The organism is Enterobacter sp. CC120223-11 (genome assembly GCF_900215375.1).
Lineage (GTDB): Bacteria > Pseudomonadota > Gammaproteobacteria > Enterobacterales > Enterobacteriaceae > Scandinavium.
The window spans coordinates 30,262-56,177 of sequence record NZ_OBEF01000025.1 but is presented as its reverse complement, the minus strand read 5'-3'; the positions used below and the strand labels follow the sequence as shown (position 1 = coordinate 56,177).

Below are 25,916 nucleotides of genomic sequence, written 5' to 3'. Positions count from 1 at the left end.
CAAATACAAAAAAACCACCCGAAGGTGGTTTCACGACACTGCTTATCATTGATTTTATTCTTGTTTTCCCATGGTAGCCGGAGTGGGACTTGAACCCACACAGCGCGAACGCCGAGGGATTTTAAATCCCTTGTGTCTACCGATTCCACCATCCGGCCTCGGGAAATAAAGTGGAGGCGCGTTCCGGAGTCGAACCGGACTAGACGGATTTGCAATCCGCTACATAACCGCTTTGCTAACGCGCCGATATTGCTAACACCCGCAACTGCCGATGTTTTTAAACTGGAGCGGGAAACGAGACTCGAACTCGCGACCCCGACCTTGGCAAGGTCGTGCTCTACCAACTGAGCTATTCCCGCTTGGGTGGTGCGTATCTTGCGATACTGCATCTGATGATGCGCAAATTTTGGAGCGGGAAACGAGACTCGAACTCGCGACCCCGACCTTGGCAAGGTCGTGCTCTACCAACTGAGCTATTCCCGCAGAATCAGATGAAGTTAATCACTTGATTTTGTTACCGTCTGGCAAGCTGTGCTGCCGTTCGATGCGATGCATTCTACTTACCTGACGCACTGAGTCAACGTTAATTTTCACCGCAGCAGATCGTTTGCTGAAAATTACGTCGAAACGATCACTGTTCCAGCAAATCGCCGCGCGCAGCGTTGAGATACTGGAACATTGACCACAGCGTCAGCACCGCTGCCACCATAAACAGGCCGATACCCGCCCATTCAACCCACTCGTTCGGCCGCCACAGCATCCATACCAGCGCCGCCATTTGCGCGGTGGTTTTGACTTTGCCAATCCAGGACACCGCCACGTTGCTGCGCTTGCCAAGCTCTGCCATCCACTCGCGCAGTGCAGAGATGATGATTTCACGGGCAATCATGGTTGCCGCAGGCAGCGTCACCCACCAGGAGTGGTAATGCTCCACCACCAGCACCATCGCGATGGCCACCATGACCTTATCCGCCACAGGATCGAGGAATGCGCCAAACCGCGTGCTTTGGTTCCAGCGACGTGCGAGATAGCCGTCAAACCAGTCGGTTATCGCGGCAACGAAGAAAATCAGTGCGCAGGCAAAAGGGGCCCAGACGAAAGGCAGATAGAACGCCAGCACGAAAAAGGGGATCAGGATGACGCGGAACAATGTAAGCAATGTAGGGATATTAAATTGCATGGCGACGGTAACTATCTGTTGTCAGTAAAATTAGCCCTATGTTGCTACAGAGCCCCTAATGTTTCAACGAGTAGAAGATCTTTTCTGCCAGACCGTGAGAAATACCCGGCACTTTCGCAATATCTTCGACGCTCGCTTTTTGCAACCCCTGCAAGCCGCCCATATATTTCAACAACATCTGGCGGCGCTTTGGCCCCACGCCTTCGATGGTCTCGAGCGTGCTGGTGCTTTTCACCTTCGCGCGTTTTTTACGATGTCCGGTAATAGCATGATCGTGAGATTCATCGCGAATGTGTTGAATCACGTGCAGTGCCGGAGAATCCGACGGCAGGTTGAAGCCCTCGCCCTCCGGCTCGAAGAACAGGGTTTCCAGTCCGGCTTTACGGTCGCTACCCTTCGCCACGCCGAGCAGCAGCGGGTGATGCTTATCCCAGTTGACCTCAAGTTCTGCAAACACCTGCTTTGCCTGGCCGAGCTGGCCTTTCCCGCCGTCGATCAAAATGACGTCCGGAATTTTGCTCTCTTCAATATCTTTGCCATAGCGACGGCGCAGCACCTGGTTCATCGCCGCGTAGTCATCACCCGGCGTGATACCGGTGATGTTGTAACGACGATATTCCGCACGCAGCGGGCCGTTGCTGTCGAACACTACGCAGGAGGCGACGGTTTGCTCGCCCATCGTATGGCTGATGTCGAAACACTCCATACGCTTCACCTCCGGCAGGTTCAGCTGCGTTGCCAGCGCCGTCAGGCGTTGAGAAATGGTCGACTGCTGCGACAGCTTGGTGACCAGCGCAGTTGTGGCATTGGTGCGCGCGAGTTTCAGGTAACGGGCCCTGTCGCCGCGCGGTTTCGTCTGAATATTAATGCGGCGGCCCGCCAGTTCGGAGAGCGAATCCGCCAGCAGCGTTTTGTCGCCGAGGTTAAAGTCGAGCAGGATTTCACCCGGCAGCGTGCGCGCCTGGCTGCCCTGTAAATAGAACTGGCCGACAAAGGTTTCCACCACTTCGCCCGCCTCCGTTCCGGCCGGAACCTTCGGGAAATAGCTGCGGCTGCCCAGGACCTTGCCCTGACGAATAAACAGCACGTGAACACAGGCCAGACCGCCGTTGAAGGCCACGCCGATAACGTCCAGGTCGTCGCCCTCGTTGGAAACGAACTGTTTTTCTGTGACGCGACGCACCGCCTGAATCTGATCGCGAATGCGCGCCGCTTCTTCAAACGCCAACGACTGGCTCGCTTTTTCCATGCGGGCGACCAGCTGATTGACCACCTGCTCGTCTTTTCCTGCGAGGAACAGCCGCACGTACTCTACCTGCTGCGCATACTCCTCTTCGCTGACCAGCCCCGCCACACATGGGCCGAGGCAACGGCCAATCTGATATTGCAGGCACGGGCGCGACCGGTTGCGATACACGCTGTTCTCACACTGGCGAATGGGGAAAATTTTCTGCAGCAGCGCCAGGGTTTCCCTTACCGCGTATCCGTTCGGGAACGGGCCAAAATATTCGCCTTTGGCGTGCTTCGCCCCACGGTGCATCGCGAGGCGCGGATGAGTATCGCCACTCAGAAAAATAAACGGGTAGGATTTGTCATCGCGCAGCAGCACGTTATAACGCGGCTGATAGAGCTTGATGTAGTTGTGTTCAAGCAGCAACGCTTCCGTCTCCGTGTGGGTTACGGTGACGTCTATCTGCGCAATGAGCGCCACTAAGGCTTCAGTTTTTCGCGAGGCGAGGTTGCTGCGGAAGTAACTGGCAAGGCGCTTTTTAAGGTCTTTGGCTTTGCCTACGTAGATAACCGTGCCGCCAGCGTCGTACATACGATAGACGCCGGGCTGGCTGGTCACGGTTTTCAGAAAGGCTTTTGAATCAAATACGTCACTCACTGACTTGCTAACGACTCCGCATTACACAGGCCATGGCGAATTGCCAGGTGCGTCAGCTCCACATCGCCATGAATGTTTAACTTGCTAAACATACGATAGCGGTAGCTGTTCACCGTTTTCGGGCTGAGATTCAACTGTTCGGAGATCTCAGTCACCTTCTGGCCTTTGGTGATCATCAGCATAATCTGCAATTCACGTTCAGACAAACTGGCAAACGGTGATTCTGTTTTTTCAGGTTCAATCTGGCTCAGGGCCATTTGCTGAGCAATGTCGGAAGCGATGTAACGCTGACCGGCAAAGACAGAGCGAATGGCGTTGACCACCTCCTGTGGTGCGGCACCTTTACTCAGATAGCCTGCGGCCCCTGCCTGCATCACCTTGGCGGGCAGCGGATTTTCCGTGTGAACGGTAAGCATGATGACTCGGGTACCTGCGGTGGAGCGCGCAATTTTGCGCGTGGCTTCCAGCCCGCCAATACCTGGCATGTTCATGTCCATTAGCACAACATCTACCGGGTTAGCACGGCACCATTTCACCGCATCTTCGCCACAGCAGACTTCACCGACAACCTTAATACCCTTTATATCTTCCAGAATGCGTCGTATCCCTGCGCGCACCAGTTCGTGGTCATCAACAAGAAGGATGTTGATCAAAGGAATAATCTCCAGAATAGGGATAACGCAACTCTCTCTAAATTCGCGTTCATATTAACGGGTTTTATCTCGAGTTTGAAAGGCAAAAGATGTTCCATTCAACATTTAGCGACTTTTTCTGGAAATCAAAACGTACAACGGCTGGAAACATTCACAAAACAGACAGATACAACAACCATTTTTTTAAATGGTCGTTTCAGAAATTTCCCGATAACACGAGTTTTTGCGCAGATGATAAATACGATTGCAAAAGTGTAACAATAATTAACTAACGATGAACCCGGGCTAAACATATAATCATTTGCCCGCGCGTTAATTAGCGCTAAACACCTCTAAGCATAGGACAAAAATCAGACACTCCCGTTTTCTCCTGAGCCTGTGGTATACTGCGCGACCTTTACTGTTACCACCGCATAAGCGCGATAAAATCCAACGAGGAAATAGATGAGCACTCCTGATTTTTCCACTGCTGAGAATAATCAACAACTGTCCCAGGAAGTTTCCTGTCTGAAAGCCCTGCTGACCCTGATGCTTCAGGCGATGGGCCAGGCAGATGCAGGGCGCGTGATTATTAAAATGGAAAAGCAAATCACGCAGATGGAAGATGAAGCTCAGGCGGCCGTATTTTCCAGCACAGTTAAGCAAATTAAACAGGCTTACCGCCAGTAATGATGAAACCGGCTGCCATGTGCAGCCGGTTTTACGTCTGACACGCAGAACGTCGGATGCCTTCAGATAACGCCAGTCGCAGCGGCATAGCAGGCAATTTGCGTCTTGTTTGGCGCGTTGAATTTCTTCTGCATATTCTTTTGGTGAAAATTCACGGTATTTTCAGATATCGACAGAATGATCGCTATTTCCGCTGAGGTTTTCCCCTCCGCAGTCCACTTCAGAATTTCCAGTTCGCGTTTGCTGAATCGCATTTCCGGCGCCATCACCATCGTATCCTCCAGACGCAGCAGCGTGGCCAGACTCAGCTCCATCAAGGTTTGCAGGCGCAACTCCGTTTCATCGTCGGAGTGCGGGTTCGGCTGATGACCCTGCCGCGATACCGATAAAAAACCGTGCGCACGATTAGGCAGCATTAAGGACTGAGTGATCCCCCGCTGCAGGCCATGGTCACGCGCGGCACTCCAGAACGCCTGGGTTTCGCTGAATAAGCTTTCACTCCAGGGAAGATGCCCGTTGCGGTAATTCTCCATTTTCAACACAGGATCGATGGCGAAATAATTCTCGGCCTGGTAATGCTCCATCCAGGCTTTCGGGTAGGTGGTGTGCAGAGAAAGTTTAGGGCGGGTGAAGGGGACCGGATGCCGTACACACAAGGCGAACCAGTCATATTCCAGCGAGTGAGTCTGCTGCTGCAAAATGGCATAGACCTGGTCATTTGCCGTGGCGGCCTGGAATTGTTGCGTTATCGCTTTACGCCACTGAAAAAAATCGATGTCCCTCATATCTGACGAGAAAACTCCTGATTGATAATCATTCCTGTGAATACAGCAAACTAACACATAATTCTTATTTATATATGTAAAAAATCGTAGATGCCGTAAATAATCTGATACGCCCTGCTCCCCCCGGGCAAACTGGTGGATAAAAGCTTTGTGCGACTCACAGCGAAATAAGCCCGTAGTGACTAAGGGTTATAAATCTTAAAGTAAATTATTTGGTTATATAAAAAAACGGCCTGAGATTTTCAGGCCGTTTTGAGAACTACTGCATGAGGAATTTTTCGAGGAACTGGCGCGTGCGCGGTTGCTGAGGGTTGGCAAACAGCGCTTTGGCTTCGCCCTGCTCCACAATGCGACCCTGATCCATAAAGATGGCCCGGTCCGCCACGTCGCGGGCAAAACTCATTTCATGGGTCACAATAACCATCGTGCGCTTTTCAAGCGCCAACTGACGAATGGTGTTCAGCACCTCCCCCACCAGCTCAGGGTCCAGCGCGGAAGTCGGCTCATCAAACAGAATCACATCCGGGCGCATAGCCAGCGCCCGCGCAATTGCCACGCGCTGCTGTTGGCCGCCGGACAAACGCCGCGGGTAGCTGGTTTCTTTTCCAGTTAACCCCACTTTGGCCAGCAACTCTCGGGCACGCGTCTCAGCTTCGCTTTTGTTTTCACTCTTGACGATCACCGGCCCTTCAATAATGTTCTCCATCACCGTGCGGTGTGGAAACAGATTGAAGTTCTGGAATACAAACCCCACGTGCTGGCGCAGAGTACGGATAAGCCCCTTTTGCTGACTCAGCGGTCTCGCGGTATCGATGGTGATATCCCCGACGCGAATTGTGCCGCTCTCTGGCTGCTCCAGCAGGTTGATGCTGCGCAGCAGCGTGGTTTTACCCGAACCGCTCGGCCCGATGATCGCCACTACTTCGCCCTCGTTCACCTGCAGGTCGATACCGTGCAGCACCGTCTGTCCGTGGAATTTTTTCACCAGGTTTTTAACGTCGATAGCACTCATTTCGGATCACGCTCCTGGCGGTTCAGCTGGTTTTCGAAGTAGTTCTGCAATGCAGAGAGTACCGTTGCCATCACCCAGTAAATCAGCGAGGCCGCAAGATACATGGTGAACACTTCCAGCGTGCGCGAGGTGATAAGCTGCGCCTGACGGAACAGCTCCGGTACCTGAATGGTGGCCGCAAGCGAGGTGTCTTTTACCAGGCTGATAAAACTGTTAGACAGCGGCGGCAGCGCCACGCGGGCGGCCTGAGGAAGGATCGCACGACGCAAAGTCTGCCATGGCGTCATACCAATACTGGCGGCAGCTTCCCACTGACCTTTTTCAATCGACGAAATCGCCGCTCGCAGCGTTTCCGAAGTGTAGGCTGCGGTATTGAGCGACAGGCCAATCATCGCCGCCGGGATCGGATCCAGCTCAATACCAAACTGCGGCAGGCCGTAATAGATCATAAACAGCTGGGCGATAAGCGGCGTGCCGCGAAAAATGGAGATATAGAAGCGCGCCAGCCAGCGAACGGGGCCGACCGGAGACATTCGCATCAGCGCCAGTAAGAAACCGAGCACCAGCCCGAAGAACATCCCGCCGATGCTGAGCTGTAAGGTGAAGACCGCCCCTTTCAGCAGATAGGGCAGCGAATCAATAACCAGTTGGATACTTTCTTGCATTATGGGCGTCTTTTATACGTGTGGATGATAGGCGAACAGCGCCGGAGCACCGCCGGTGTGAACGAAGAGAATCGGCCCTTCATCCTTAAAGCGTTTCTGACTGATGCCATCAATCAGCCCGGCCATTGCTTTACCGGTATAAACCGGATCCAGCAGAATGCCCTCCAGACGGGCCAGCAGCTTCACCGCTTCCATCCCTTCTTCGTTTGGCGTGCCGTAACCAGGAGCAAAGTAATCGTCCCAAAGTGTAATTTCCGCTTTCGCTTTTAGCTCCAGGCTTTCCGCCACGGCCTGCTGCAGGGTAACAACCTTCGGTTTTTGATCGGCAATATGGCGGGAGACCGTCACGCCAATCAGCTCTGCCTCAGGCATCAGCTGTTCTAATCCCACGGCAAGCCCCGCATGCGTGCCCGCGCTGCCGGAGGCCACGACCACCGAAGAGATCGACACTACGCCTTCACACTGCTGAGCGATTTCCAGCGCGCTTTCTACATAGCCTAGTGCGCCAATCGCGTTCGAACCACCGACCGGGATCACGTAAGGACGAAAGCCCTGCGCTTCCACGCGCGTGGCCAGCTCTTCCAGTTGACGGTTAGGATCGGTCAACGCATCGCACATCTCAATTTGCGCATTGAAATAGTCCAGCAGCAGGCGGTTGCCGTTGCTGAGATAGTTTTCTGCCTGGGTTCCAATTGGGTTTTCCAGCAGCGCCACGCAGTGCAGGCCCAGCTTTGCCGCCACGGCTGCCGTCTGACGAACGTGGTTAGACTGAATAGCACCGGCAGTGATCAGGGTATCTGCGCCTTCACGCAGCGCATCTGCGGCAAGGAATTCGAGCTTGCGCAGTTTGTTGCCGCCCATCGCCATCGGCGTGACGTCGTCGCGCTTGATAAAGATATCGCGGCCCAGATAGTCGGAGAAACGTGGCAGGTATTCCAGCGGCGTTGGCGCGCCAATAAATTCCAGCCGGGGGAAACGTGTGAGATTGTGCAGTGACATAGCAGCTCCTGTTTTCTTTTTATTATGCACACAGTTGCGGGCGAAATGAAAAAAGGCGCTGAGTTAGCGCCTTTTTGAGATTTTTATCGACAAACAAACGCGTGTTCTGCGCTGCCTGTCCCCCTCTCCCCGACCCTCTCCCTGAATGGAGAAGGAGAAAGTCACAACCGACTCCGTGCAGTTCTTTCTCCCCGTGAGAGAAGGAGAAAGTCACAACCGACTCCGTGCAGTTCTTTCTCCCCGTGAGAGAAGGAGAAAGTCACAACTGACTCCGTGCAGTTCCCTCTCCCTGTGGGAGAGGGTTAGGGAGAGGGAAACTACGGTTTATTTGGTAACGTCAGCCCCGAACCACTTCTCGGAGAGCGCTTTCAGGCTACCGTCTTTCTGCATTTCGGCGATAGCCGCGTCGACCGCTTTCAGCAGGTCTTCGTTGCCTTTACGCAGCGCCACGCCAGACTCCTGACGGGAGAACGCTTCACCGGTGACGGCCAGGGTATTGTTGGTTTTCTTGACCAGATCCAGCGCCGCCAGACGGTCAACCAGAATCGCATCAATACGGCCTACGCGCAGATCCTGATATTTGGTCGGATCGTCATCATAGGTGCGTACATCCACGCCCTGCACGTTCTGGCGCAGCCACTCTTCATAGTTAGTGCCCAGACCCACGCCAACTTTTTTACCTTTCAGGTCCGCCGCGGTTTTGATGGTGCCTTCATTGCCCTTTTTCACCAGCGCCTGAATACCGGACACGGTGTACGGCGTGGAGAAGTCATACTTCTGCTTACGCACGTCGGAGATGGTTACCTGGTTGATCACCACATCGATACGTTTGGAATCCAGCGAGGCCAGCATGCCGTCCCATTTGGTCGGTTTCAGGTCTGCTTTCACGCCCAGATGCTTGGCCAGTTCCTGTGCGAATTCCACTTCAAAACCGGTCAGCTTGCCGTCATCGCCCTGGAAGCTGAATGGCGGATAAGTGCCTTCCAGCCCGACGCGCAGCGAACCGCGTTCTTTGACCTGATTCAGCAGGTTTTCAGCGGCGAAAGTTTTCACGCTCGCCCCGGCGACCAGCGCCACGGCCATCATGCCCATCAGAGCCTGACGGCCCATAATTGCTAATTTCATTCTTCCCCCGAACATGTGAATTTTTTTGCAGTGTAAGGCGTCTGGGAAAAACAGCTAATACCCTTCCGCTATAGGCTATTCAAATTCAATATAACTCAGAGATTGCCTGCATGGCGAACTTCTGCTTTGGCTCCACCGGGCGCAGGTTTTTGAATTGCGAATATTTTCTTAGGGCAATGCGGTAGTTATTGGTGCTGGTCTGCGGCAACCACGGTGAGAGCGTTTCGTCTGGTTCGCCGTCCAGCAGCTCACGGTCGATTTTCAGGGTCGTCAGATGATTACCAAGGCGACGCAGACGCACCACATATTCGCGCACGGTGCCCGGACTCATATCGGTTTGTTCAAAGAGATACTGCTTGAAGCCAAGGATATCGAAGAAGTCGCTCTGCTCTTTGCAGTGCAGATCGCCGCAGAAGCGGCACAGCGCGACCCACTCGCGGCGCTCCTGCTGCCAGTCAGCTTCGTCCATCAGCATATCAAGGCGGGATATAGCGATTTTGTTGACGATTTCGCCGGCCCGGACCAGCGTGATGCGGTCGAGCATTTTGTGGCAATGGGCGCAATGCGTCTGGCTGTGTTTAAAGTCTTTGAGATAGCGGCTTAAAGGCCGTCTTTTTACCTGCTGCACCGTCATGATAACTCCTGGTCGTTAATGCTATGTGCGGCATTCCCCAGGCATAACGGTTTAACCGCCTTCCTGGTACCGCCCCAGTTTTGTTCGCAAACGCTTTATGGCCTGGCTGTGAAGCTGACTGACGCGCGACTCTCCCACCTCCAGTACGGCACCAATCTCCTTCAGATTGAGTTCCTCCTGGTAGTAAAGCGTCAGCACCAGCTGTTCGCGCTCCGGTAACGCTTCAATGGCATCCATCACTCGCTGACGCAGGTTTCCTTCCATCAGCTGATGAAGCGGGTTCTCCTGCTGGTTCTCTTCAGTCACTAACTCGATACTGTCGCCGTGCTCTTCCCGCCACTCGTCGTAGGAGAAAAGCTGACTGTTGTTGGTATCGAGCAGCATCTGTCGATACTCCTCAACGGCAATGCCCAGGCGCTGGGAAACCTCCGTCTCGGTGGCGTTGCGTCCCAGCTCCTGCTCCAGTTGCCCCATCGCCTGCGCCACTTCGCGGGCGTTACGCCGCACGCTTCTGGGCGCCCAGTCCCGGCTGCGCAGCTCATCGAGCATCGCGCCGCGAATGCGTTGTACTGCGTAAGTGGTAAACGCCGTGCCTTGCAGTGCATCGTAACGTTCGACGGCATTCAGTAGCCCAATGCCGCCCGCCTGAAGCAGATCGTCCAGTTCCACGCTCGCGGGCAGGCGCACCTGAAGGCGCAATGCTTCGTGTCGCACCAGAGGGACATAACGCTGCCACAGCGAGTGTTTATCCATTACACCATCAGCGGTATAGAGTGAATTCACGATAAACAGCCCTGCAATAGATGAGTTATCGGCATGATTATCCGTTTCTGCAGGGGTTTTAATCGACGGAATAGTGGCTAAAAGGAGGGGTTATTTGGGGAGTTGCACGTAAGTAAGGACCTCATACTGGAAAGTGTAAAATCCTCTTTCAGGCAGACCTCTGATGATTAATGTTTTGATTTCACCGGCCGGAACAGAGATTGGTCGTGAGATTTGGCAGTCGCTGCGCTTTGACAAATCCGTTCGGCTTTTTCTGGCGGGCGAAGACTATGACAATCATGCTCGTTACTATGATTGTGATTATCACCTGCTGCCCGGAATAACATCAGATAACTGGCTGTCGGCTTTACAGACGTTTATTTCCCGGCACGAAATTCATTATATTTTCCCGGCTCATGATGATGTGCTGTTTGCCTATGCTCAAAAGCAGGAAAATATCGCTGCCAGAGTGATCACTTCAAACGCCGAATGCTGTGAAATTACCCGCTATAAGAGCCTGACTTATAAAGCACTTGCCGATGTTATTCACGTTCCACGCTGTTATGAAACCGTTGAAGAAATAACTGAGTGGCCCGTATTTGTAAAGCCTGACCGCGGTCAGGGTGCACAGGGCGCAGTCAAAATCGCAGATGAAACGTCGTTACGCCGACATCTTGCGGAACACCCTGGCGTTATCATTTGTGAATACCTGTCTGGAGCAGAATATACCGTCGATTGTTTCAGCAACGCCCAGGGCGTGATCTTCTGTCAACCACGCACCCGCGAGCGCATCCGGGCTGGCATTTCGATGGGCTCGAAGCGTATCGAAATAGAAGGCGTCAGAGAAATGGCGGAAAAAATTTCGACGCGTCTGAACCTGCGCGGGGCCTGGTTTTTCCAGCTCAAATACAGCAATGACAGCGTGTTAACACTGCTGGAGGTCGCGCCGCGAATAGCCGGGACAATGGCCCTTAACCGGGTGCGCGGCGTTAATTTCCCGCTTCTGTCGCTTTACGAGCATCAAAATATTGCTTTCACCCTGCCCGCTCTTTTACCGGTAGAACGTATCAGCCGGGCTTTAAGTAATCGCTATCGCAGCGACATTACCTTCAGCCATGTGTATGTCGATTTCGATGACACGCTAATAATTCATCAAAAATTGTGCCTGCCGCTGATCGCCTTTTTATATCAGTGCGTGAACGAGGGAATTCCCCTTTCTCTCCTGACTCGTCATCGCGGTGATATTTATCAGCAACTGAATAAATGGCGACTGACCACCCTGTTTGACCGGGTTTATCACCTGACAGAGCAGGATAAAAAATCCTCTTATATCACCGAGCCTGACGCCATCTTTATCGACGACAGCTTCCGCGAGCGCGATGAAGTGCATCGCTCCTGCGGGATTTACACCTTTGACATTAGCATGCTTGACGTCCTGATTAAGGAATGAACATGAACAAAAACATTGTCTTTATTCACCTGGAAAGCCTTAATCAGGCGATTTTTAGCCACCGCCACTGGTTCCCTTGCCTGAATAACCTTGCCCCGCACTGCCTGCGCTTTAATAATTTTATTTCCTCTGCCACCTCCTCATTTATGGCCGTCAGCGATTTACTACACGGCGACGAAAATGTACTGGAGCGCAACGTTAATTTTGAAGTGGGCTTACAGGTCAATCGTCAGTCACCGGCGTTATTCGATCTTCTTGCACAGCAGGGTTATCAGACTCGCGGTCTGGGGTTCCCTAAAAACTGGGCCAGCTTTGATACTATCTGGAGCGCAGAGCAGCCATATGAATGGTTCGATACCTCAGGCGAAATGCTGCGTAACGCCGAGTCGGTTATCGCCGATAAATCTAAACCGTTTGCGCTTTATATCTGGAATCTGAGCAGTCACCTCTGCTATCAGGACGGCTATAAAGCCGCGGGCGATAATACCTTTGCACGCTGGCAGCGCGGTTATGAAAGCATGGATAATACCGTTGGCGATATTCTGCGCTTGCTGATGGATCACAAGCAAATGGAAAACACCTGTCTGGTGGTTTTCGGCGATCATGGCGATGACTTCTGGAACCACGGTATTTACGGCGGCTTCGCCCACGGCATCGAACCCTATACTTCTCTGGTTCATACGCCTGCATTTATTTACGATCCGCAGCAAAAAGGCCGCGATATTAATCATCTGGTTAGCATGCTGGACCTGCAAAAAACCGCTTTGGAACTGCTGGATTTACCCGCAGAAAAATCAGCCCACACGTTCTCTGCCCTTTCAGGCAAACGTGAGTATTGCTACAGCAGGAACCTGTTCGCCGCGCAACAGGGTGAAACGGAAGGTATGCCGCTGCGTAAAGGCTACGCCATTACTTCTGAGCTTTTCCATTTGCTGTACGTGAATGGGGAATATCAGATGTTCGCATGGCAGGCTGATGGCGCTAATCAGTTTAATCTGCTCGATTATTTAACCGAAACAGGGAAAGGTCTGACGATCGATTATCCGCGTCTGGGAATGGGTCGTGCTCAGGGCCCGCATCCGCATATTCAATCGTTCCTCTATCCGGGCTGTGAATCGCTGATTGTGACGGAATTTGAAAAGATGTCGGCGCTGCTTCAGGAGTGGATTGCAGAGAAAAATTCGCTGCTTAATTAATAAAAAACCCCCATTGAAACATGGGGGATTAGCGTTCTCGGGCGATTTCGATGATTTCTGTTGTGGAGATGGAAGGCGTCCGTGGCAAATAGAGCACCTCGCATTTAGGTTTCACCCAGTCAAATCTCCCCAACCAGTCATCTCCCATCACCAGCAAATCGGCGCGATACTGTTCGATATAGCGCAGTTTATCCTCGAGCGTCTCCTCGATAAACACTTCGTCCACACACTTCAGCGAGGCAATGATCCTCTCCCGGTCAGCCTGACGGTAGATAGGGTTACGCTGCTTCTTGGAGAAATTCAGGGCGTCGGAGGACACCCCGACAATTAAATAATCCCCCAGGGCGGCAGCCCGTTGCAAAATATTGACGTGGCCGATATGGAAGACATCAAAAGTCCCAAAGGTAATCACTCGTTTCATTTCAGATCTCCGCGACCGCCATTTTGATTTGAGGCCCCGACCTATGGGCCGAAAAACTCAGCAGCAGTTCCACAATCTCATCCACCTCCTGCAGCGTTAACGTCGGATATACAGGCAGACAAAGCACGGAAGCCGACACCGATTCAGCGACGGAAAGATGGCCAGGACGAGCACTTGGCAGACCCCGGTACATAGGAAATTCAGAAATCAGCGGATAAAAATAGCGGCGGGTGAAAATATTCTCCTTTTTCATCTGCTCATAAATGCTGTCTCGCGAACAGCCAAATTCTGGGCCAATAAAGACGGGAACATAGGCGCAATTCCATTCGACATTTTCAGGCGCCTCAAGTAAACGTAGCCCCGGAATATTTTGCAGCAGGCTCTGGTAACGCTGATAAACCGCACGCCTCTTCTCCAGTGCGTCATCAATATGACGCAGTTGCAGCATGCCAAATGCGGCCTGTACCTCGTTCATTTTGCCGTTAATTCCCGTCGCCACCACCGTGGTTTCATCGGCAAAGCCAAAGTTCTTCAGGAAATCAATGCGCTTTTTCATTTTGGCATCGCGACAGATAATCGCTCCGCCCTCGACGGTATTAAATACTTTGGTGGCATGGAAACTCAGGATCGATAAATCGCCCTGGTTCAGTACGCTCAGCCCATCCTGTTTAACGCCAAAAGCGTGGGCCGCATCGTAAATCACCCGCAGATCATACATGTCGGCAATACGCTGGATCTCATCCACGTCACACGGAATACCATAGCAGTGAACGGGCAGGATCGCCGTGGTCTCCGGCGTAATTGCCGCTTCGATTTTCGCCGGATCCATATTGCAGGTGAGCGGATCAATATCAACAAATACCGGAGTCAGCGAATTCCAAAGAATGGAGTGTGCGGTCGCCACAAAGGAATAAGGCGTGGTGATCACTTCACCTTTGACCCGAAGCGCCTGGAGCGCCGTCAACAATGCCAGGGTGCCATTGGAGAATAAGCACAAGTGCTCAACGCCCAGATAATTCGCCAGCTCCGCTTCAAGCTGCTGATGAAATGGCCCGGCATTGGTCAGATGTTTGCTCTGCCAGATTTGCTCGAGGTAGGGAATAAACTCCTCAAGCGGCGGCAGCAACGGGCTGGTTACATAAATATTGTCACGCACAGGGAACCTCCGGGGCTGATACCACAGCCTGATACTTAAATTTCGATAGTCATGGTCGCGGGCTCTTCACCCGCGCAATAACGTTGCCAGATAGCGCGCAGCGTTTTTTCCAGCCCCAGCGAAGCATCAAAATTGTCTTTCTTATCGCTGTTAAACTGCTCACGCATAGCCATACGGATCTCGTTTAATTCATCAAGCCGATTTAGCCAGCCGATTGCCTGTTGGAAATAATCTTCTTCATTGATGACGATAAATTGCTCATGGCGGTAGGCTTTCATAATCTCAGCCCCCTGACGCGCGGCCATGGTTTCACCATTCAAGGTGATAGTTGGCACGCCCATCCACATCGCGTTATTGCTCGTCGTGCCGCCGGTATACGGGAAGGTGTCCAGCATCAGGTCAATCTCATGATGCATCAGCATGTATTCCATGAGATGGGTTTTATTGCGGAAAATAAGCTGCTCTGGCTTCACACCGTAACTTTCCAGCTTTTTACGCAAAATTGCGGAAACCTCTTCGCCCGGCATGTAGCCAATCAGCATGCGCGACTCCGGCGCGGCGACCAGAATTCGAGCCCACAGCTGCAGCACGCTGTCATTAATTTTCTTCGGCCTGTTAAGGCTGCCAAAGGTGAAGCCCTTGCCCTTCAACGCCGGAAGCGTATTGACCTCAGGGGAGTTCTTATCCGGCTCGAATTGAACTGGCATCTGCATATAGATGAGTGCTTCGCTGAACTGATCCTCCAGCTCTCCTTCCGTCGCCAGGCCCGTTCCACAGATGTGATAATCCATGGTCGGGATCCCCGTCGTTCCAGGATAGCCAATCCAACTAATGGAAAGCGGCGTCGGCTTCAGAGAAAACGTGGTGAGGCGGTTGTAAGCCGTGTAGCCCGACAGGTCGATGAGAATATCGATCTCGTCGGCGTTGATGACCCTTGCCAGTTCCACGTCACTTATCTGGCTGACGTTTTTCCACTCTGTGGCACTCTCCTCAAAGAACTGGCTGACCTGATCGTAGAGCGGGGAAGTGTGATAGACATACAGCTCATGTCTGTCACGGTTCAGCGCCTGCCAGAAAGGCTTGACGAACCCGGATACCGGATGGCGGCACAGATCGCCGGAGACAAAGCCGACCTTCAGACAACGCTGAGGATCTTTGCTTTGCGGCCAGGTAAAGCGCACGTTCTGTTTGCGCGCCCAGGCCTCATATTTCCGCCCCGTTTTGACGTGCTCCTGATAAAGCTGCTGCGTCGTAATCTCCGTGCTGTGCGCAAGGCTGAACATCAGACTGGTGTCGTAATCAAACTCCTGCGGGCTTTCTTTAATGGCCCGACGGAACAAGGCAATGGACTCTTCGATGCAGGCCTGCTCCGCCTTAAGATTTGCGAGGTTAGCGAGCATCCCGCTGTTTCTCGGCATCAGGCGCAGAGCGTTATCGAAGCAAATTTCTCCGGAGGTAAACGCGTCATGTTCGGTGTACAAGCGGCCTAACACGTCCCAGGAGAGCGCATGCTGAGGATTAACGCTCAAAATGGCCCGCACCAGTCGTCCGGTCAGCCACTGACGATCCAGATGCCAGGCCGTTATCGCCAGTTCAAAGTAAATGTCCCAGTTGGCCGGAATAATCGCCAGACTGCGAACGATAGCCTGAATAGCGGAGCTATTTTGCCGTGTACGCGAATAGACGCGAGAAAGCTCAAGCCAGGCGTTCGGATTCTCGGGATGCTGACGCACCAGCTCCAGGGCAACTTCGCGCGCCTGCTCATACTCACCCGCAGTGATCATGCCGTACATGCGGTCGAGGTTTTTTTGCGGCATCGGTTTAATCTGCCCTGCATCACTGTTCTTTATGCGTGGCAAAACAGGCGTGGAGCAAAAGCCCCCCTGCTTCACAGAGGTGGAAAACAGGATCAGCGGCATCACTACAGGCGCCAGTTCGTCCACGCTCACTTCTGTGATTAAGGACTGGAAGTGATGACGCCAGCTCTCAGCGTTAGCGATAAGCACGCCCTTGCGCCGTAGTCCTTCAAGCAGCTTGATATCGGCAAAGGCATAGCTACGTTTCTCAATCACGCTGACTTCCTGCACCGTCAGCGCAACGGGCTCCTGCCAGAGGTTAATACCCGCTTTCAACTGCGAGACATAGCCCTCCATAAACGAACCGATCCCGACGGAAGTCACCTCGTTGTAGCCGGAGGCTAAAAGCTGAAAGTGCAGTCCGGTTGAGCCCTGCTTAAAAAGCGCTTCGAGCGCATTAAGCAGCTCAACTTCATGCTTTGCTTTATCGGCTTCAGGCGAACGAGTGTGAAAACAAAGTTGCTCAAAGTTGACTGAAAGTGGCCAGGCTTCGCCAATCACATCCAACACCGACAGCGCAACAGCATTATCCGTGCTGATAAATCCACCGGACGCAGTGGTGAAGCTGTTGCGAACAACACCGTTGGCATTCATTTCACGGTGGAAATTTCCGGCCCAGTGAAAATCGCGCAGTCTGGCAAGGTCAGGCAGCGAAGTGATTGCGGCTTCGCGTGCGGTGCTGACCAACAGGCTAAAGCGAGTCTGACGGCAGACAGCAACATCCAGATATTGCTGGAAAAGAACTTTGTCGTCCGGCGAGCAGATAGTCTGATTGATCTCCGCCACCGTCTCGCCAAAGTGATCGGGACACTCCAGCCACGGATAAGCATCCCCGACATAGCTAAGCCCGGCGCGTACCGCACACTGGTTGAAATCGACCAGATAATCCGAGTGATTAATATTTTGCAGGTAGCGTAGCGTGAAGGTGTCATCGTCCATCGCTTCCGCTGCCCTGATAAGCTCCAGCAGATTTGCGCGCTGCGGATGCTGACTCATGCCAAGCGACAGCCAGGTTAATGCTGCTCTGGCGCTTGCCAGAAGCTGCTGCGGATCGTCAACCCGGCTGGTATGCAGCGCGATGGCGTCCTGTAAGATCTGCGCGGTCTGGCTACCCGGTTGTGTGTTCCATTCGAAGCCGATAACGCCCTGCTCTGTCAGATGCTGCTGGCAGAACGTCAACACTGCCTGGCGTGTTTCATCATCCACCAGCGTGAAAAGACCATGGATAACAACAAAGTCAAACAGTCCTGGTTCGCTTTTCAGTAACTCGTCCAGCCCGGCGCAAAACAGCTGCACGTTGCGGATCCCACAGGCTTCGGTTTGCTGCTGGCAGGCTTCGACTTTTTGGGCAATTAAATCGATGACCACAATGTCTGCCGCAGGCAGGCTCTGGGCAATCGCAATAAGCTGCGAAGGTTCACAGCAGCCTAGCAGCAGGATTCGTGAAGCAGAAGGAGCGCTCACCTCAACGCCGTAAAGCCAGGCTGCTGCCTGCAAACGAAACGGCGAAAGCCCGGCCCTGATGCCTGTGGCCTCAGGTACGCCAGCGGTTTGAGAAATAAAGCCGAAGCCAGGCGATGAGTCCAGTGAGAACACTGCGCAATCCTTAATAATGAAAACGTTTCTTGCATCGTATCCGGCGACGGGGAAAGTGATTCCTGGAGTAAGGGGGAAAAATACGGCTATTTCATCTCTTCCTCGAAAAATGACGGCACACTGCCAGTGAGTCCTCCCAGCGCCGGGCCGCCGGGCATTTTCCTCATCGTGAATAACAAAAAAGCCAACCCCAAAGGGTTGGCTTATCGATACCGCTAAAAGCTTGCGGATTAACGCAGCAGGGACAGAACGGTCTGTGGAACCTGGTTTGCCTGGGACAGAACAGAAGTACCAGCCTGTTGCAGGATCTGCGCACGGGACATGTTGGACACTTCGGTCGCGTAGTCAGCATCCTGAATACGGGACTGTGCTGCGGACAGGTTAGTCACGGTGTTGTTCAGGTTAGAGATGGTGGATTCGAAACGGTTCTGAATCGCACCCAGGTCAGAACGCTGGTTATCAACGGCTTTCAGAGCATCATCGATAGAAGACAGAACGTTAGTCGCCATAACGTCGAAGCCCTGAGTCTTCACGTTACGGGTGCCGCCGCCGGTCACACCGGTAGTCACGCCAGCAGTACCAGAAGAGGTGAATTTGTTCCAGCCGCTGTTGCCGTTAATCTGGATGTCAATTTTCTGACCGTCGTTCGCACCAACCTGGATAGAGATTTTGGTCGCAGCGCTGCTACCGGCCAGGATTTTGATGCCGTTGAACTGGCTCTGGTTTGCAACGCGGTTGATCTCGTCCAGACGCTGGTTAACTTCAGACTGGATGGAGTCGACGTCAGAAGCGGAGTTAGTCCCGTTCTGCGCCTGAACAGACAGCTCACGAATACGCTGTAAGTTGTTGTTGATTTCGTTCAGAGAACCTTCAGCGGTCTGAGCAATAGAGATACCGTCGTTGGCGTTACGGGAAGCCTGAGTCAGACCCTTGATGTTAGAGGTGAAGCGGTTAGAAATCGCCTGACCTGCTGCATCGTCTTTTGCGCTGTTGATACGCAGACCAGAAGACAGACGCTCGATAGCGGTACCCAGCGCAGACTGAGATTTGTTCAGGTTGTTCTGAGTAGTCAGGGACATCAGGTTCGTATTGATAACAGCCATGGTTTATTTCCTTCAAAAAATGGATTTAGAATCGGTGCCTGACACTCGCTGCGTCTCACCGTCAACAAGGTTATCGACGGGTTGTCGGTGGACTTTAGAAATAATCCACAGAAAATCTTAATTATTTGTTTTTTATTGATTTATTTTTTAACGCCGTTTCTAAATCACGCTTTAAAAGGCACAACCTTAGCCATTTTTGAAGATAGAGATGCCGTTATTCACCCTTTTTAATCAGCCTATATAGCCCCCGGGCAACAGGTTATTCCGCCGATTATTTTTTCACGTCATGTATAAACTTTTCCGCATGTAAGCCGATAGAGAGTCAAGTTCTATCCGATTCTGAAGGAAATTAGACATGGCCACTATTAGTAACCTGGGCGTTGGCTCGAACCTGGACCTCACTACGCTATATAACCAGTTAGAAACAGCGGAGCAGTCCAAGCTTACGACAATTACCAACCAACAAAATACCTATAACGCCCAGCTTAGCGCTTATGGAAAATTGCAAAGTGCCCTGACCAGCTTACAAACGGCAACAGCAAATCTTGGCAAAGTGGCGACCTGGAACTCCACAACGGTATCCAGTACCAATACGTCGTTTTCTGCTGTGACAACCAGCGACGCGGCTATCGGTAATTACAATGTGAACGTGATTCAGGTCGCTAAGGCGCAGGTCCTGACTTCGGGTTCGTTCGCAGCGAACAATACCCAGCTGGGTGGCACCACTGCAGACGGCACGCGTAAGCTCACCATCACTCAGCCGGGCACAAAAGATCCTTTAGAGGTAACGCTGTCGGATTCCGACACCAGCCTGACGGGGATCGCCAATGCCATTAATAAAGCCAACGGCAACGTCAGCGCCACGGTGATCAAAGCGGCAGATAACGACTACCGCCTGATGCTCACCTCTAAATCTACAGGGACCGACTTCGACATGACGGTTAGCGTCACTGGCGATGACACCCTGCAGCAGGCGCTGAACCTGAGCGAACAGAGCGCGTCAAAGAACGCCATTGTGTCCGTTAACGACATTAGCATTGAGCGTTCCAGTAATACGATTTCCGATGCCGTACCGGGCATGACGCTGACGTTGAAATCGCCTAGTACCGCAGCAGAAACCCTGACAGTGGCGCGTACCACGGATGCAAACAATAAAGCGATTACCGACTGGGTCACCGCTTACAACTCGCTGCAATCCACAATCGCCAGCGTGACAAAATATGTCGCCGTTGATGCCGGAACAGACCAGTCCAGCAACAACGGAGCGCTGGTGGGTGATAACAACGTACGTTCGATTCAGTCGCAGCTGCGTAGCCTGTTGACTAACGTGCAGACTGGCACTTACGGCATTGCCGCACAGTTGGGGATTACTCAGGATCCGGTAACCGGCTCAGATGGCGCCACGGGGAATCTGAAGATCGACACCACCAAGCTGACCAAAGCGCTGACCGACAACCCACAGGCAGTTCAGCAGTACTTCGTTGGCGATGGCAAAACCACAGGTTTCGCCACCCAAATGAACAACACGCTGACTCAGATGCTGGATACATCCACCACCAGCTCCGGGGTCATCAAAAACGCTCAGGACGGTATCAATAGCACCTTGAAAACCCTCAAGCAGCGCTACGATGATATGTCCGATACCATTGACTCAACGATGGCCCGCTACAAAGCACAGTTCACTTCGCTGGATACGCTCATCAGCAAACTGAACAACACGGCCAGCTATTTGACGCAACAATTCAGCTCTAAATAGCAGTTAAGGAACGAACATGTATAGTAAAAGTGGTGTGCTCTCCTACCAACAGGTAGGTGTTGAAAGTGCTGTAATGAGTGCCACTCCGCATCAGTTGATTGTCATGCTATTCGACGGCGCACTGAGTGCGCTCGTCCGGGCCCGTCTTTTCCTTGAACAAGGAGACGTCCCGGCCCGGGGAGATGCATTGTCGAAAGCCATTAATATCATTGATAACGGTCTGAAAGCGGGTCTGGATAACAGCGTCGAGAGCGACCTGCCAGAACAGCTTGCCGCTCTTTACGATTACATGGTCCGTAGACTCCTGTATGCCAACATCCACAGCGACGGGGAGGCGATAAGCGAAGTGGAAGCCCTGCTTGCCAACATCGCCGACGCCTGGAAGCAAATTGGATCCTCTTCATCCCTTGTTCAGGATGGATACTGATGACAACGTTCGCGCAACCACTTAAGGAGTGGCAGAGCCTGCATGAGCTCAGCCTTAAAATGCTCGACCTTGCCCGGCAAGGAGATTGGGACGCTCTGGTCGAGCAGGAGATGAAGTATCTGCAGGTTGTAGATAATATTGCCCAAAACCCTATTCCCCAAAGCAGTAAACGCGAGTCGGAACAGGCGCGACTTATTCTGGAAAAGGTCCTTGCCAATGAAGAGGAACTGAAGGGATTACTGCAGGTGCGGATGGAGGAATTACGTTTACTAATCAATAACACAGGCAATCAACGTTCGGTGACGACCGCCTACGGAAAACACGCAGGAAACATCCTGTTTCCCGACTTTCCGCCGCAATAATCTCTCTGTCCTGCATTTTTCGTTCATACTCCAGAAGTCCTCCTAACGGCTTCTGGAGCATTCTGGATGAAAAACCCCACGCTGTTGCAGTGTTTTCACTGGTATTACCCCGCTGGCAGTGAATTGTGGCGAGAGGTTGAAGCGCTTGCGCCCAATCTGAACGAAATTGGCGTCAATATGATTTGGCTGCCTCCGGCATACAAAGGCGCATCGGGCGGCTATTCGGTCGGCTACGACAGTTACGATCTGTTCGATCTGGGCGAGTTCGATCAAAAAGGTTCGGTCGCCACCAAATACGGCGATAGAGCTCAGCTACTTGCAGCACTTGATGCCCTGAAGAAAAACGACATCGCCGTGCTGCTCGACGTGGTAGTGAACCACAAAATGGGCGCCGATGAGAAAGAACGCGTCCGCGTGCAGCGGGTTAACGAACAGGACCGCAACCAGATCGACGATGAAATCATTGAGTGTGACGCCTGGACCAAATACACCTACCCGGTCCGCAACGGCCAGTACTCGCAGTTCGTCTGGGATTACAAATGCTTCAGCGGCATCGACCATATTGAAAACCCCGATGAAAACGGCGTTTTTAAAATCGTTAACGACTACTCCGGTGAGGGCTGGAACGATCAGGTCGACGGTGAGCTCGGCAACTTCGACTACCTGATGGGCGAGAACATCGACTTTCGCAATCACGCGGTGACAGAAGAGCTAAAATACTGGGCGCGCTGGGTGATGGAGCAGACCGGCTGCGACGGCTTCCGCCTGGATGCGGTGAAGCACATACCGGCCTGGTTCTACAAAGAGTGGATCGAGCACGTGCAGGAAGTCGCGACAAAGCCGCTGTTTATCGTTGCCGAATACTGGTCCCACGAAGTTGGCACGCTGCAAAACTACATCAATCAAGTCGATGGCCAGACGCTGCTGTTTGACGCGCCGTTGCAGATGAAATTCCATGAAGCCTCAAGGCTTGGCCGCGACTATGACATGAGCCAGATCTTCACCGGCACGCTGGTCGAGGCAGACCCGTTCCATGCAATGACGTTGGTCACCAACCATGACACGCAGCCGCTCCAGGCGCTGGAAGCCCCGGTCGAGCCCTGGTTCAAACCCCTTGCCTACGCGTTGATTTTACTGCGTGAAAACGGCGTGCCTTCGGTGTTCTATCCGGACCTTTTCGGCGCTATCTATGAAGACACCGGCGGCGATGGCAACACTTACAAAATTGAGATGCCGGTTATAGAACAGCTGCACGAGCTGATCGATGCCCGCCAGCGCTTCGCTCACGGCGTGCAGACGTTGTATTTCGATCATCCCAACTGCATCGCCTTCAGCCGCAGCGGTACCGACGAAGCGCCCGGCTGCGTGGTGGTGCTTTCAAACGGCGACGATGGCGAAAAGAGCCTGACGCTTGGCGATAACTACGGCAATAAACGCTGGAAGGATTTTCTCAATAATCGCGAAGAGGTTGTCGAAACCGACGGCGAAGGTAACGGCGTGTTCACCTGTAAGGGCGGCAGCGTCAGCGTGTGGGTAATGGAAGACGTATTGTAAGCGCGAAAAATGCCCGGTGGCGCGATGCTTACCGGGCCTACGCAACGGCAACATATTGTAGGCCGGGTAAGGCAAAGCCGCCACCCGGCTTTTTTTTTCAAGGCAGCGGAGAAAGCAGCGGGTTTTTTTGCAGGTAGTCGGCACATTCCTGCGTCGGACGATCCACGCGTTTGAGCGTCATGCGATCGTAATCCAAGCGGTCGCCTTCGCGGTCGATGGCGTACACTTCTTTTTTCTCGGTGACGTTGTAGTAGTCTTCGCTGCGCTGCATCAGCTTGCCCGGACGAGCAATGACGCGCTGCCACTGACGGCAGTCGAGGGTATCGCCCTCTTTGGTAACCACCAGCGTCGCAATGGCTTCGGGGCTAACCATCGCACTCTGCGGCCCTTCGGACTGCCAGTAACCCGCAAGCCCTGCTGGCGCAGGCGCTTTCACCACGTTATTGTAATTATCCACCTGAGCACAGCCGCTCAGGGCCAGCAGCGCGCCAGCAATCGCAAACTTTTTCATCACCCGTCCTGAAATTCGTGAAAAAAATATTGTGGCATTAAAGCATTAACGCTTCCAGCCCTACTTCTGCGGGATGATGGAGATATGGCCGTTGCTTTCAAGGATGGCGAATTTGATATCCGCAAGCCCGGTCAGTCCCTGGTTGTTGCGGGCCGACACCATAATGTCATCCTCAGAGATATCGGCCATCTTCATTTTGTCGCGCAGCAGCACACCGTTTTCGACCAGCACGACCGCCGTGCCGTCAATCATCTCAACTGCGCCCGGCAGGTATTTTTTTATTTTGCCAAACAGCATGTCCATCACGATGAGCGTGATGATGCACAGCGACGCGCCAGTGACGGAGAAATCATTGCCAAGCAGCCCCTGCTGTGTCGCCTCACTGATGATCAGCAGCAGAATCAAGTCAAACGACGTCATCTGCAACAGCGCCCGTCGTCCGGCAATTTTAAACACCAGGACCAGAATCAGATAGATGGCGACTGCCCGCAAAATCATGTCCATTTGTCTGACCTCAGGGATAAACGAACTGCGTCAGGGAGACAGCAGGCTGCTGATTCACCTGCAGTGTGGAAATGACCTTGCCCGAATGGCGCGGCTGCACGCTGAGCCACAAGGCATGCGCTCCCCCTTCAGGCTGGTCGTGAAACTCAAGGGTCATCTCACCGTTATGGCTGCTGGAACGCCAGGGTTGCGGATAAAGCGCATTGATTTCAAAAGCATCCATAAACTGCCCGCCGAACGTCACGGTATAGCGCTCACCCGGCGGCGCATTGAGCGTGATTTTCAGGTCCATATCACTCTGATTGCGCCCAAAGCGTTCGTAATCGACCTTCAGAGAGTGGGTGCTGTTTACCGCGCTGCCGTTGCTGAAAATCCCTTTAGAGAACAGGCCACAAAATCCGGCCAGCAGCACTAACACCAGCAGCACAAAGCCATACTGGCGGGCGGCATTCTCCACCCGCAACCAGAAAATATGCTCCACGACCGGCGCGGAGTGCGACGAAGAAGATTTAGTTGCAGGCATGACTGTCACTCCATTAGCGGGCCGTGATGAGAAGTATGGTCGGTTACGTTGAAAGCGGAAGGCAGCAAATGAAAAATCTTAAAAAAGCGCCAGAAATACAAGGAGGTAACTTATCAGAACAATCGCCATCACCCTCCACAATATATGGACTTATACTGCGTCGCCGTACAAAACGGCGGTGGATATTAACCAGAATCAGTATGACTCATTACAAGGAGATAAAAATGGGACTGTTTACATTCGTGAAAGATGCCGGGGAGAAGCTGTGGAACTCCGTTTCGGCGCAGAAAGGCAGTGAACAAGGCGAAAAATTGCAGGCACATGTCAAAGCGCTGGGTATTCCGGGGGCTGAAAATGTGCAGGTAGCCGTAGCCGACGACGGTACCGCAACGGTGACGGGTGAAGGGCTCACTCAGGAAGCAAAAGAGAAGATTCTGGTCGCCATTGGCAACGTGGCAGGTATAAGCCAGGTCAACGACAGCCTTTCTGCCACCTCTGGTGAGGAAAGCCGCTATCACACTGTCAAACCCGGTGACACGCTGAGCAGCATAGCAAAGACCGAATACGGCAATGCCAACGAATATCAGCGCATTTTTGAAGCCAATAAACCCATGCTCACCCATCCCGATAAAATCTACCCGGGCCAGGTGTTGATCATCCCGCAGGAATAAAGCCGCGCTGCCATTGACTCCAACGAGCAAGGTTTACAGGGTTATAAGAAGGATAATGGAATGAATATATTGAATACGATTGCAGGCGTGCTGGGCGGGAATGAAGGCGATACCACGTCTTATCAGGCTATCCTGAGCTGGGTAAATGAGCAGGGTGGCGTAAACACCCTTCTCGATAAATTTCACAAGGAGGGTATCGGCGAGGTGATGGACGTCACTGGCTGGCTCAGTGGCTACAACTTCCAGTGGGCATGGGCTTCAACGTGGGCGTGGGCGTGTGCGCAGGCGTTGACTGAGATGTGAACCGACAAAATGGGGGGCAGATTTGAGCCTTTGCTGAGCGTTCAGGATGTGGCTTCGAAAGGCCAAGTGCGAAGATCCAAGGACTGAAAAGGACTGCCCCCCGGTTGCCTGGCCAGGAACCGCCTTCGCTGGCGGCACCATGTAAGGTACAAACG

Annotated in this window: 25 protein-coding genes, 4 tRNA genes and 1 pseudogene; 9 read left to right on the top strand and 21 right to left on the bottom strand. The window is 52.9% G+C overall.

The window, feature by feature from the left end; translation table 11 throughout:
• Positions 1-71 precede the first annotated feature (71 nt).
• The 7 genes from CRO87_RS21190 to uvrY all read right to left on the bottom strand — a co-directional run bounded on the left by CRO87_RS21190 (position 72) and on the right by uvrY (position 3,721).
• Positions 72-158, bottom strand: a tRNA-Leu gene (locus tag CRO87_RS21190).
• 13 nt (positions 159-171) lie between these two features.
• A tRNA-Cys gene (locus tag CRO87_RS21185) sits at positions 172-245 on the bottom strand.
• A 38-nt stretch (positions 246-283) separates the two neighbouring features.
• A tRNA-Gly gene (locus CRO87_RS21180) sits at positions 284-359 on the bottom strand.
• Between the two features lie 48 nt (positions 360-407).
• A tRNA-Gly gene (locus tag CRO87_RS21175) sits at positions 408-483 on the bottom strand.
• Between the two features lie 148 nt (positions 484-631).
• Positions 632-1,180: a CDP-diacylglycerol--glycerol-3-phosphate 3-phosphatidyltransferase gene (gene pgsA, locus CRO87_RS21170; protein WP_097164896.1), complete on the bottom strand. Its 549-nt coding sequence runs from the start codon at positions 1,178-1,180 to the stop codon at positions 632-634.
• A gap of 55 nt (positions 1,181-1,235) precedes the next feature.
• The gene (uvrC, locus tag CRO87_RS21165; protein ID WP_097164895.1) at positions 1,236-3,068 is read right to left on the bottom strand and encodes an excinuclease ABC subunit UvrC; all 1,833 of its coding nucleotides are present in this window, start codon (positions 3,066-3,068) and stop codon (positions 1,236-1,238) included.
• Positions 3,065-3,721: a UvrY/SirA/GacA family response regulator transcription factor gene (gene uvrY / locus CRO87_RS21160; protein WP_097164894.1), complete on the bottom strand. Its 657-nt coding sequence runs from the start codon at positions 3,719-3,721 to the stop codon at positions 3,065-3,067. Before uvrY ends, uvrC begins: the two co-directional genes overlap by 4 nt.
• 444 nt (positions 3,722-4,165) lie before the next feature.
• Between uvrY and CRO87_RS21155 the strand changes: the two genes are divergently transcribed.
• Positions 4,166-4,390 carry a DUF2594 family protein gene (locus tag CRO87_RS21155; RefSeq protein WP_097164893.1) on the top strand — a complete coding sequence of 75 codons (225 nt, stop codon included), beginning with the start codon at positions 4,166-4,168 and terminating at the stop codon, positions 4,388-4,390.
• Positions 4,391-4,452: 62 nt separating this feature from the next.
• On the opposite strand, the gene sdiA is transcribed toward CRO87_RS21155, so the two are convergent.
• From sdiA to CRO87_RS21120, 7 genes are all read right to left on the bottom strand, one after another.
• The gene (sdiA, locus tag CRO87_RS21150) at positions 4,453-5,175 is read right to left on the bottom strand and encodes a transcriptional regulator SdiA (protein ID WP_097164892.1); all 723 of its coding nucleotides are present in this window, start codon (positions 5,173-5,175) and stop codon (positions 4,453-4,455) included.
• A gap of 259 nt (positions 5,176-5,434) precedes the next feature.
• Entirely contained in the window at positions 5,435-6,187 is a 753-nt protein-coding gene (gene tcyN, locus CRO87_RS21145) for an L-cystine ABC transporter ATP-binding protein TcyN (RefSeq protein WP_097164891.1), read from the bottom strand.
• Entirely contained in the window at positions 6,184-6,852 is a 669-nt protein-coding gene (tcyL, locus tag CRO87_RS21140; protein ID WP_097164890.1) for a cystine ABC transporter permease, read from the bottom strand. Before tcyL ends, tcyN begins: the two co-directional genes overlap by 4 nt.
• Positions 6,853-6,864: 12 nt before the next feature.
• Positions 6,865-7,851: a D-cysteine desulfhydrase gene (dcyD, locus tag CRO87_RS21135; protein ID WP_097164889.1), complete on the bottom strand. Its 987-nt coding sequence runs from the start codon at positions 7,849-7,851 to the stop codon at positions 6,865-6,867.
• Positions 7,852-8,175: 324 nt separating this feature from the next.
• A complete protein-coding gene (tcyJ, locus tag CRO87_RS21130; RefSeq protein WP_097164888.1) occupies positions 8,176-8,976 on the bottom strand; it encodes a cystine ABC transporter substrate-binding protein in 801 nt (266 codons plus the stop codon).
• An 85-nt stretch (positions 8,977-9,061) separates the two neighbouring features.
• Entirely contained in the window at positions 9,062-9,610 is a 549-nt protein-coding gene (gene fliZ / locus CRO87_RS21125; protein ID WP_097164887.1) for a flagella biosynthesis regulatory protein FliZ, read from the bottom strand.
• Positions 9,611-9,661: 51 nt separating this feature from the next.
• Positions 9,662-10,393: an RNA polymerase sigma factor FliA gene (locus CRO87_RS21120; protein ID WP_097164886.1), complete on the bottom strand. Its 732-nt coding sequence runs from the start codon at positions 10,391-10,393 to the stop codon at positions 9,662-9,664.
• Positions 10,394-10,556: 163 nt separating this feature from the next.
• On the opposite strand from CRO87_RS21120, the gene CRO87_RS21115 reads away from it, so the two are divergent.
• A complete protein-coding gene (locus CRO87_RS21115) occupies positions 10,557-11,822 on the top strand; it encodes an ATP-grasp domain-containing protein (protein WP_097164885.1) in 1,266 nt (421 codons plus the stop codon).
• A 2-nt stretch (positions 11,823-11,824) separates the two neighbouring features.
• On the top strand, positions 11,825-13,018 hold the full coding sequence (locus CRO87_RS21110; RefSeq protein WP_176504349.1) for a sulfatase-like hydrolase/transferase: 1,194 nt from the start codon (positions 11,825-11,827) through the stop codon (positions 13,016-13,018).
• 28 nt (positions 13,019-13,046) lie between these two features.
• On the opposite strand, the gene CRO87_RS21105 is transcribed toward CRO87_RS21110, so the two are convergent.
• The 4 genes from CRO87_RS21105 to CRO87_RS21090 form a co-directional block, all read right to left on the bottom strand.
• Positions 13,047-13,439 (bottom strand): adenylyltransferase/cytidyltransferase family protein, encoded by a 393-nt coding sequence (locus tag CRO87_RS21105; protein ID WP_097164883.1) that lies wholly within the window; start codon positions 13,437-13,439, stop codon positions 13,047-13,049.
• Position 13,440: 1 nt separating this feature from the next.
• Positions 13,441-14,595, bottom strand: coding sequence for a DegT/DnrJ/EryC1/StrS aminotransferase family protein (locus tag CRO87_RS21100; protein ID WP_097164882.1), 1,155 nt, complete (start codon positions 14,593-14,595; stop codon positions 13,441-13,443).
• Between the two features lie 35 nt (positions 14,596-14,630).
• Positions 14,631-18,047, bottom strand: coding sequence for a bifunctional class I SAM-dependent methyltransferase/glycosyltransferase (locus CRO87_RS21095; RefSeq protein ID WP_097164881.1), 3,417 nt, complete (start codon positions 18,045-18,047; stop codon positions 14,631-14,633).
• A 230-nt stretch (positions 18,048-18,277) separates the two neighbouring features.
• On the bottom strand, positions 18,278-19,150 hold the full coding sequence (locus CRO87_RS21090) for a flagellin (RefSeq protein ID WP_097164880.1): 873 nt from the start codon (positions 19,148-19,150) through the stop codon (positions 18,278-18,280).
• A 355-nt stretch (positions 19,151-19,505) separates the two neighbouring features.
• Here CRO87_RS21090 and fliD point away from each other — a divergent pair, with 355 nt between their 5' ends.
• The 4 genes from fliD to amyA all read left to right on the top strand — a co-directional run bounded on the left by fliD (position 19,506) and on the right by amyA (position 23,249).
• Positions 19,506-20,906 (top strand): flagellar filament capping protein FliD, encoded by a 1,401-nt coding sequence (gene fliD / locus CRO87_RS21085; RefSeq protein WP_097164879.1) that lies wholly within the window; start codon positions 19,506-19,508, stop codon positions 20,904-20,906.
• Between the two features lie 16 nt (positions 20,907-20,922).
• Positions 20,923-21,333 (top strand): flagellar export chaperone FliS, encoded by a 411-nt coding sequence (fliS, locus tag CRO87_RS21080; RefSeq protein WP_097164878.1) that lies wholly within the window; start codon positions 20,923-20,925, stop codon positions 21,331-21,333.
• Positions 21,333-21,695 (top strand): flagella biosynthesis regulatory protein FliT, encoded by a 363-nt coding sequence (fliT, locus tag CRO87_RS21075; RefSeq protein ID WP_097164877.1) that lies wholly within the window; start codon positions 21,333-21,335, stop codon positions 21,693-21,695. The genes fliS and fliT overlap by 1 nt, the downstream gene beginning before the upstream one ends.
• Before the next feature lie 66 nt (positions 21,696-21,761).
• Entirely contained in the window at positions 21,762-23,249 is a 1,488-nt protein-coding gene (amyA, locus tag CRO87_RS21070; RefSeq protein ID WP_097164876.1) for an alpha-amylase, read from the top strand.
• Positions 23,250-23,346: 97 nt separating this feature from the next.
• On the opposite strand, the gene yedD is transcribed toward amyA, so the two are convergent.
• Genes yedD through CRO87_RS21055 form a run of 3 tightly spaced genes read right to left on the bottom strand, consistent with a single transcriptional unit; the run spans position 23,347 to position 24,787 of the window.
• Positions 23,347-23,760: a lipoprotein YedD gene (gene yedD, locus CRO87_RS21065; protein WP_097164875.1), complete on the bottom strand. Its 414-nt coding sequence runs from the start codon at positions 23,758-23,760 to the stop codon at positions 23,347-23,349.
• Positions 23,761-23,820: 60 nt separating this feature from the next.
• Positions 23,821-24,264: a DUF421 domain-containing protein gene (locus CRO87_RS21060; RefSeq protein WP_097164874.1), complete on the bottom strand. Its 444-nt coding sequence runs from the start codon at positions 24,262-24,264 to the stop codon at positions 23,821-23,823.
• A gap of 10 nt (positions 24,265-24,274) precedes the next feature.
• Complete coding sequence (locus CRO87_RS21055; RefSeq protein ID WP_097164873.1) at positions 24,275-24,787, bottom strand: hypothetical protein; 513 nt, start codon at positions 24,785-24,787, stop codon at positions 24,275-24,277.
• Positions 24,788-25,011: 224 nt separating this feature from the next.
• Between CRO87_RS21055 and lysM the strand changes: the two genes are divergently transcribed.
• Both lysM and CRO87_RS22635 read left to right on the top strand, forming a co-directional pair.
• Entirely contained in the window at positions 25,012-25,458 is a 447-nt protein-coding gene (gene lysM / locus CRO87_RS21050; protein WP_097164872.1) for a peptidoglycan-binding protein LysM, read from the top strand.
• A 195-nt stretch (positions 25,459-25,653) separates the two neighbouring features.
• Positions 25,654-25,761: pseudogene (locus tag CRO87_RS22635) on the top strand (NAD(P)/FAD-dependent oxidoreductase); the annotation flags it as partial.
• Between the last annotated feature and the right edge of the window lie 155 nt (positions 25,762-25,916).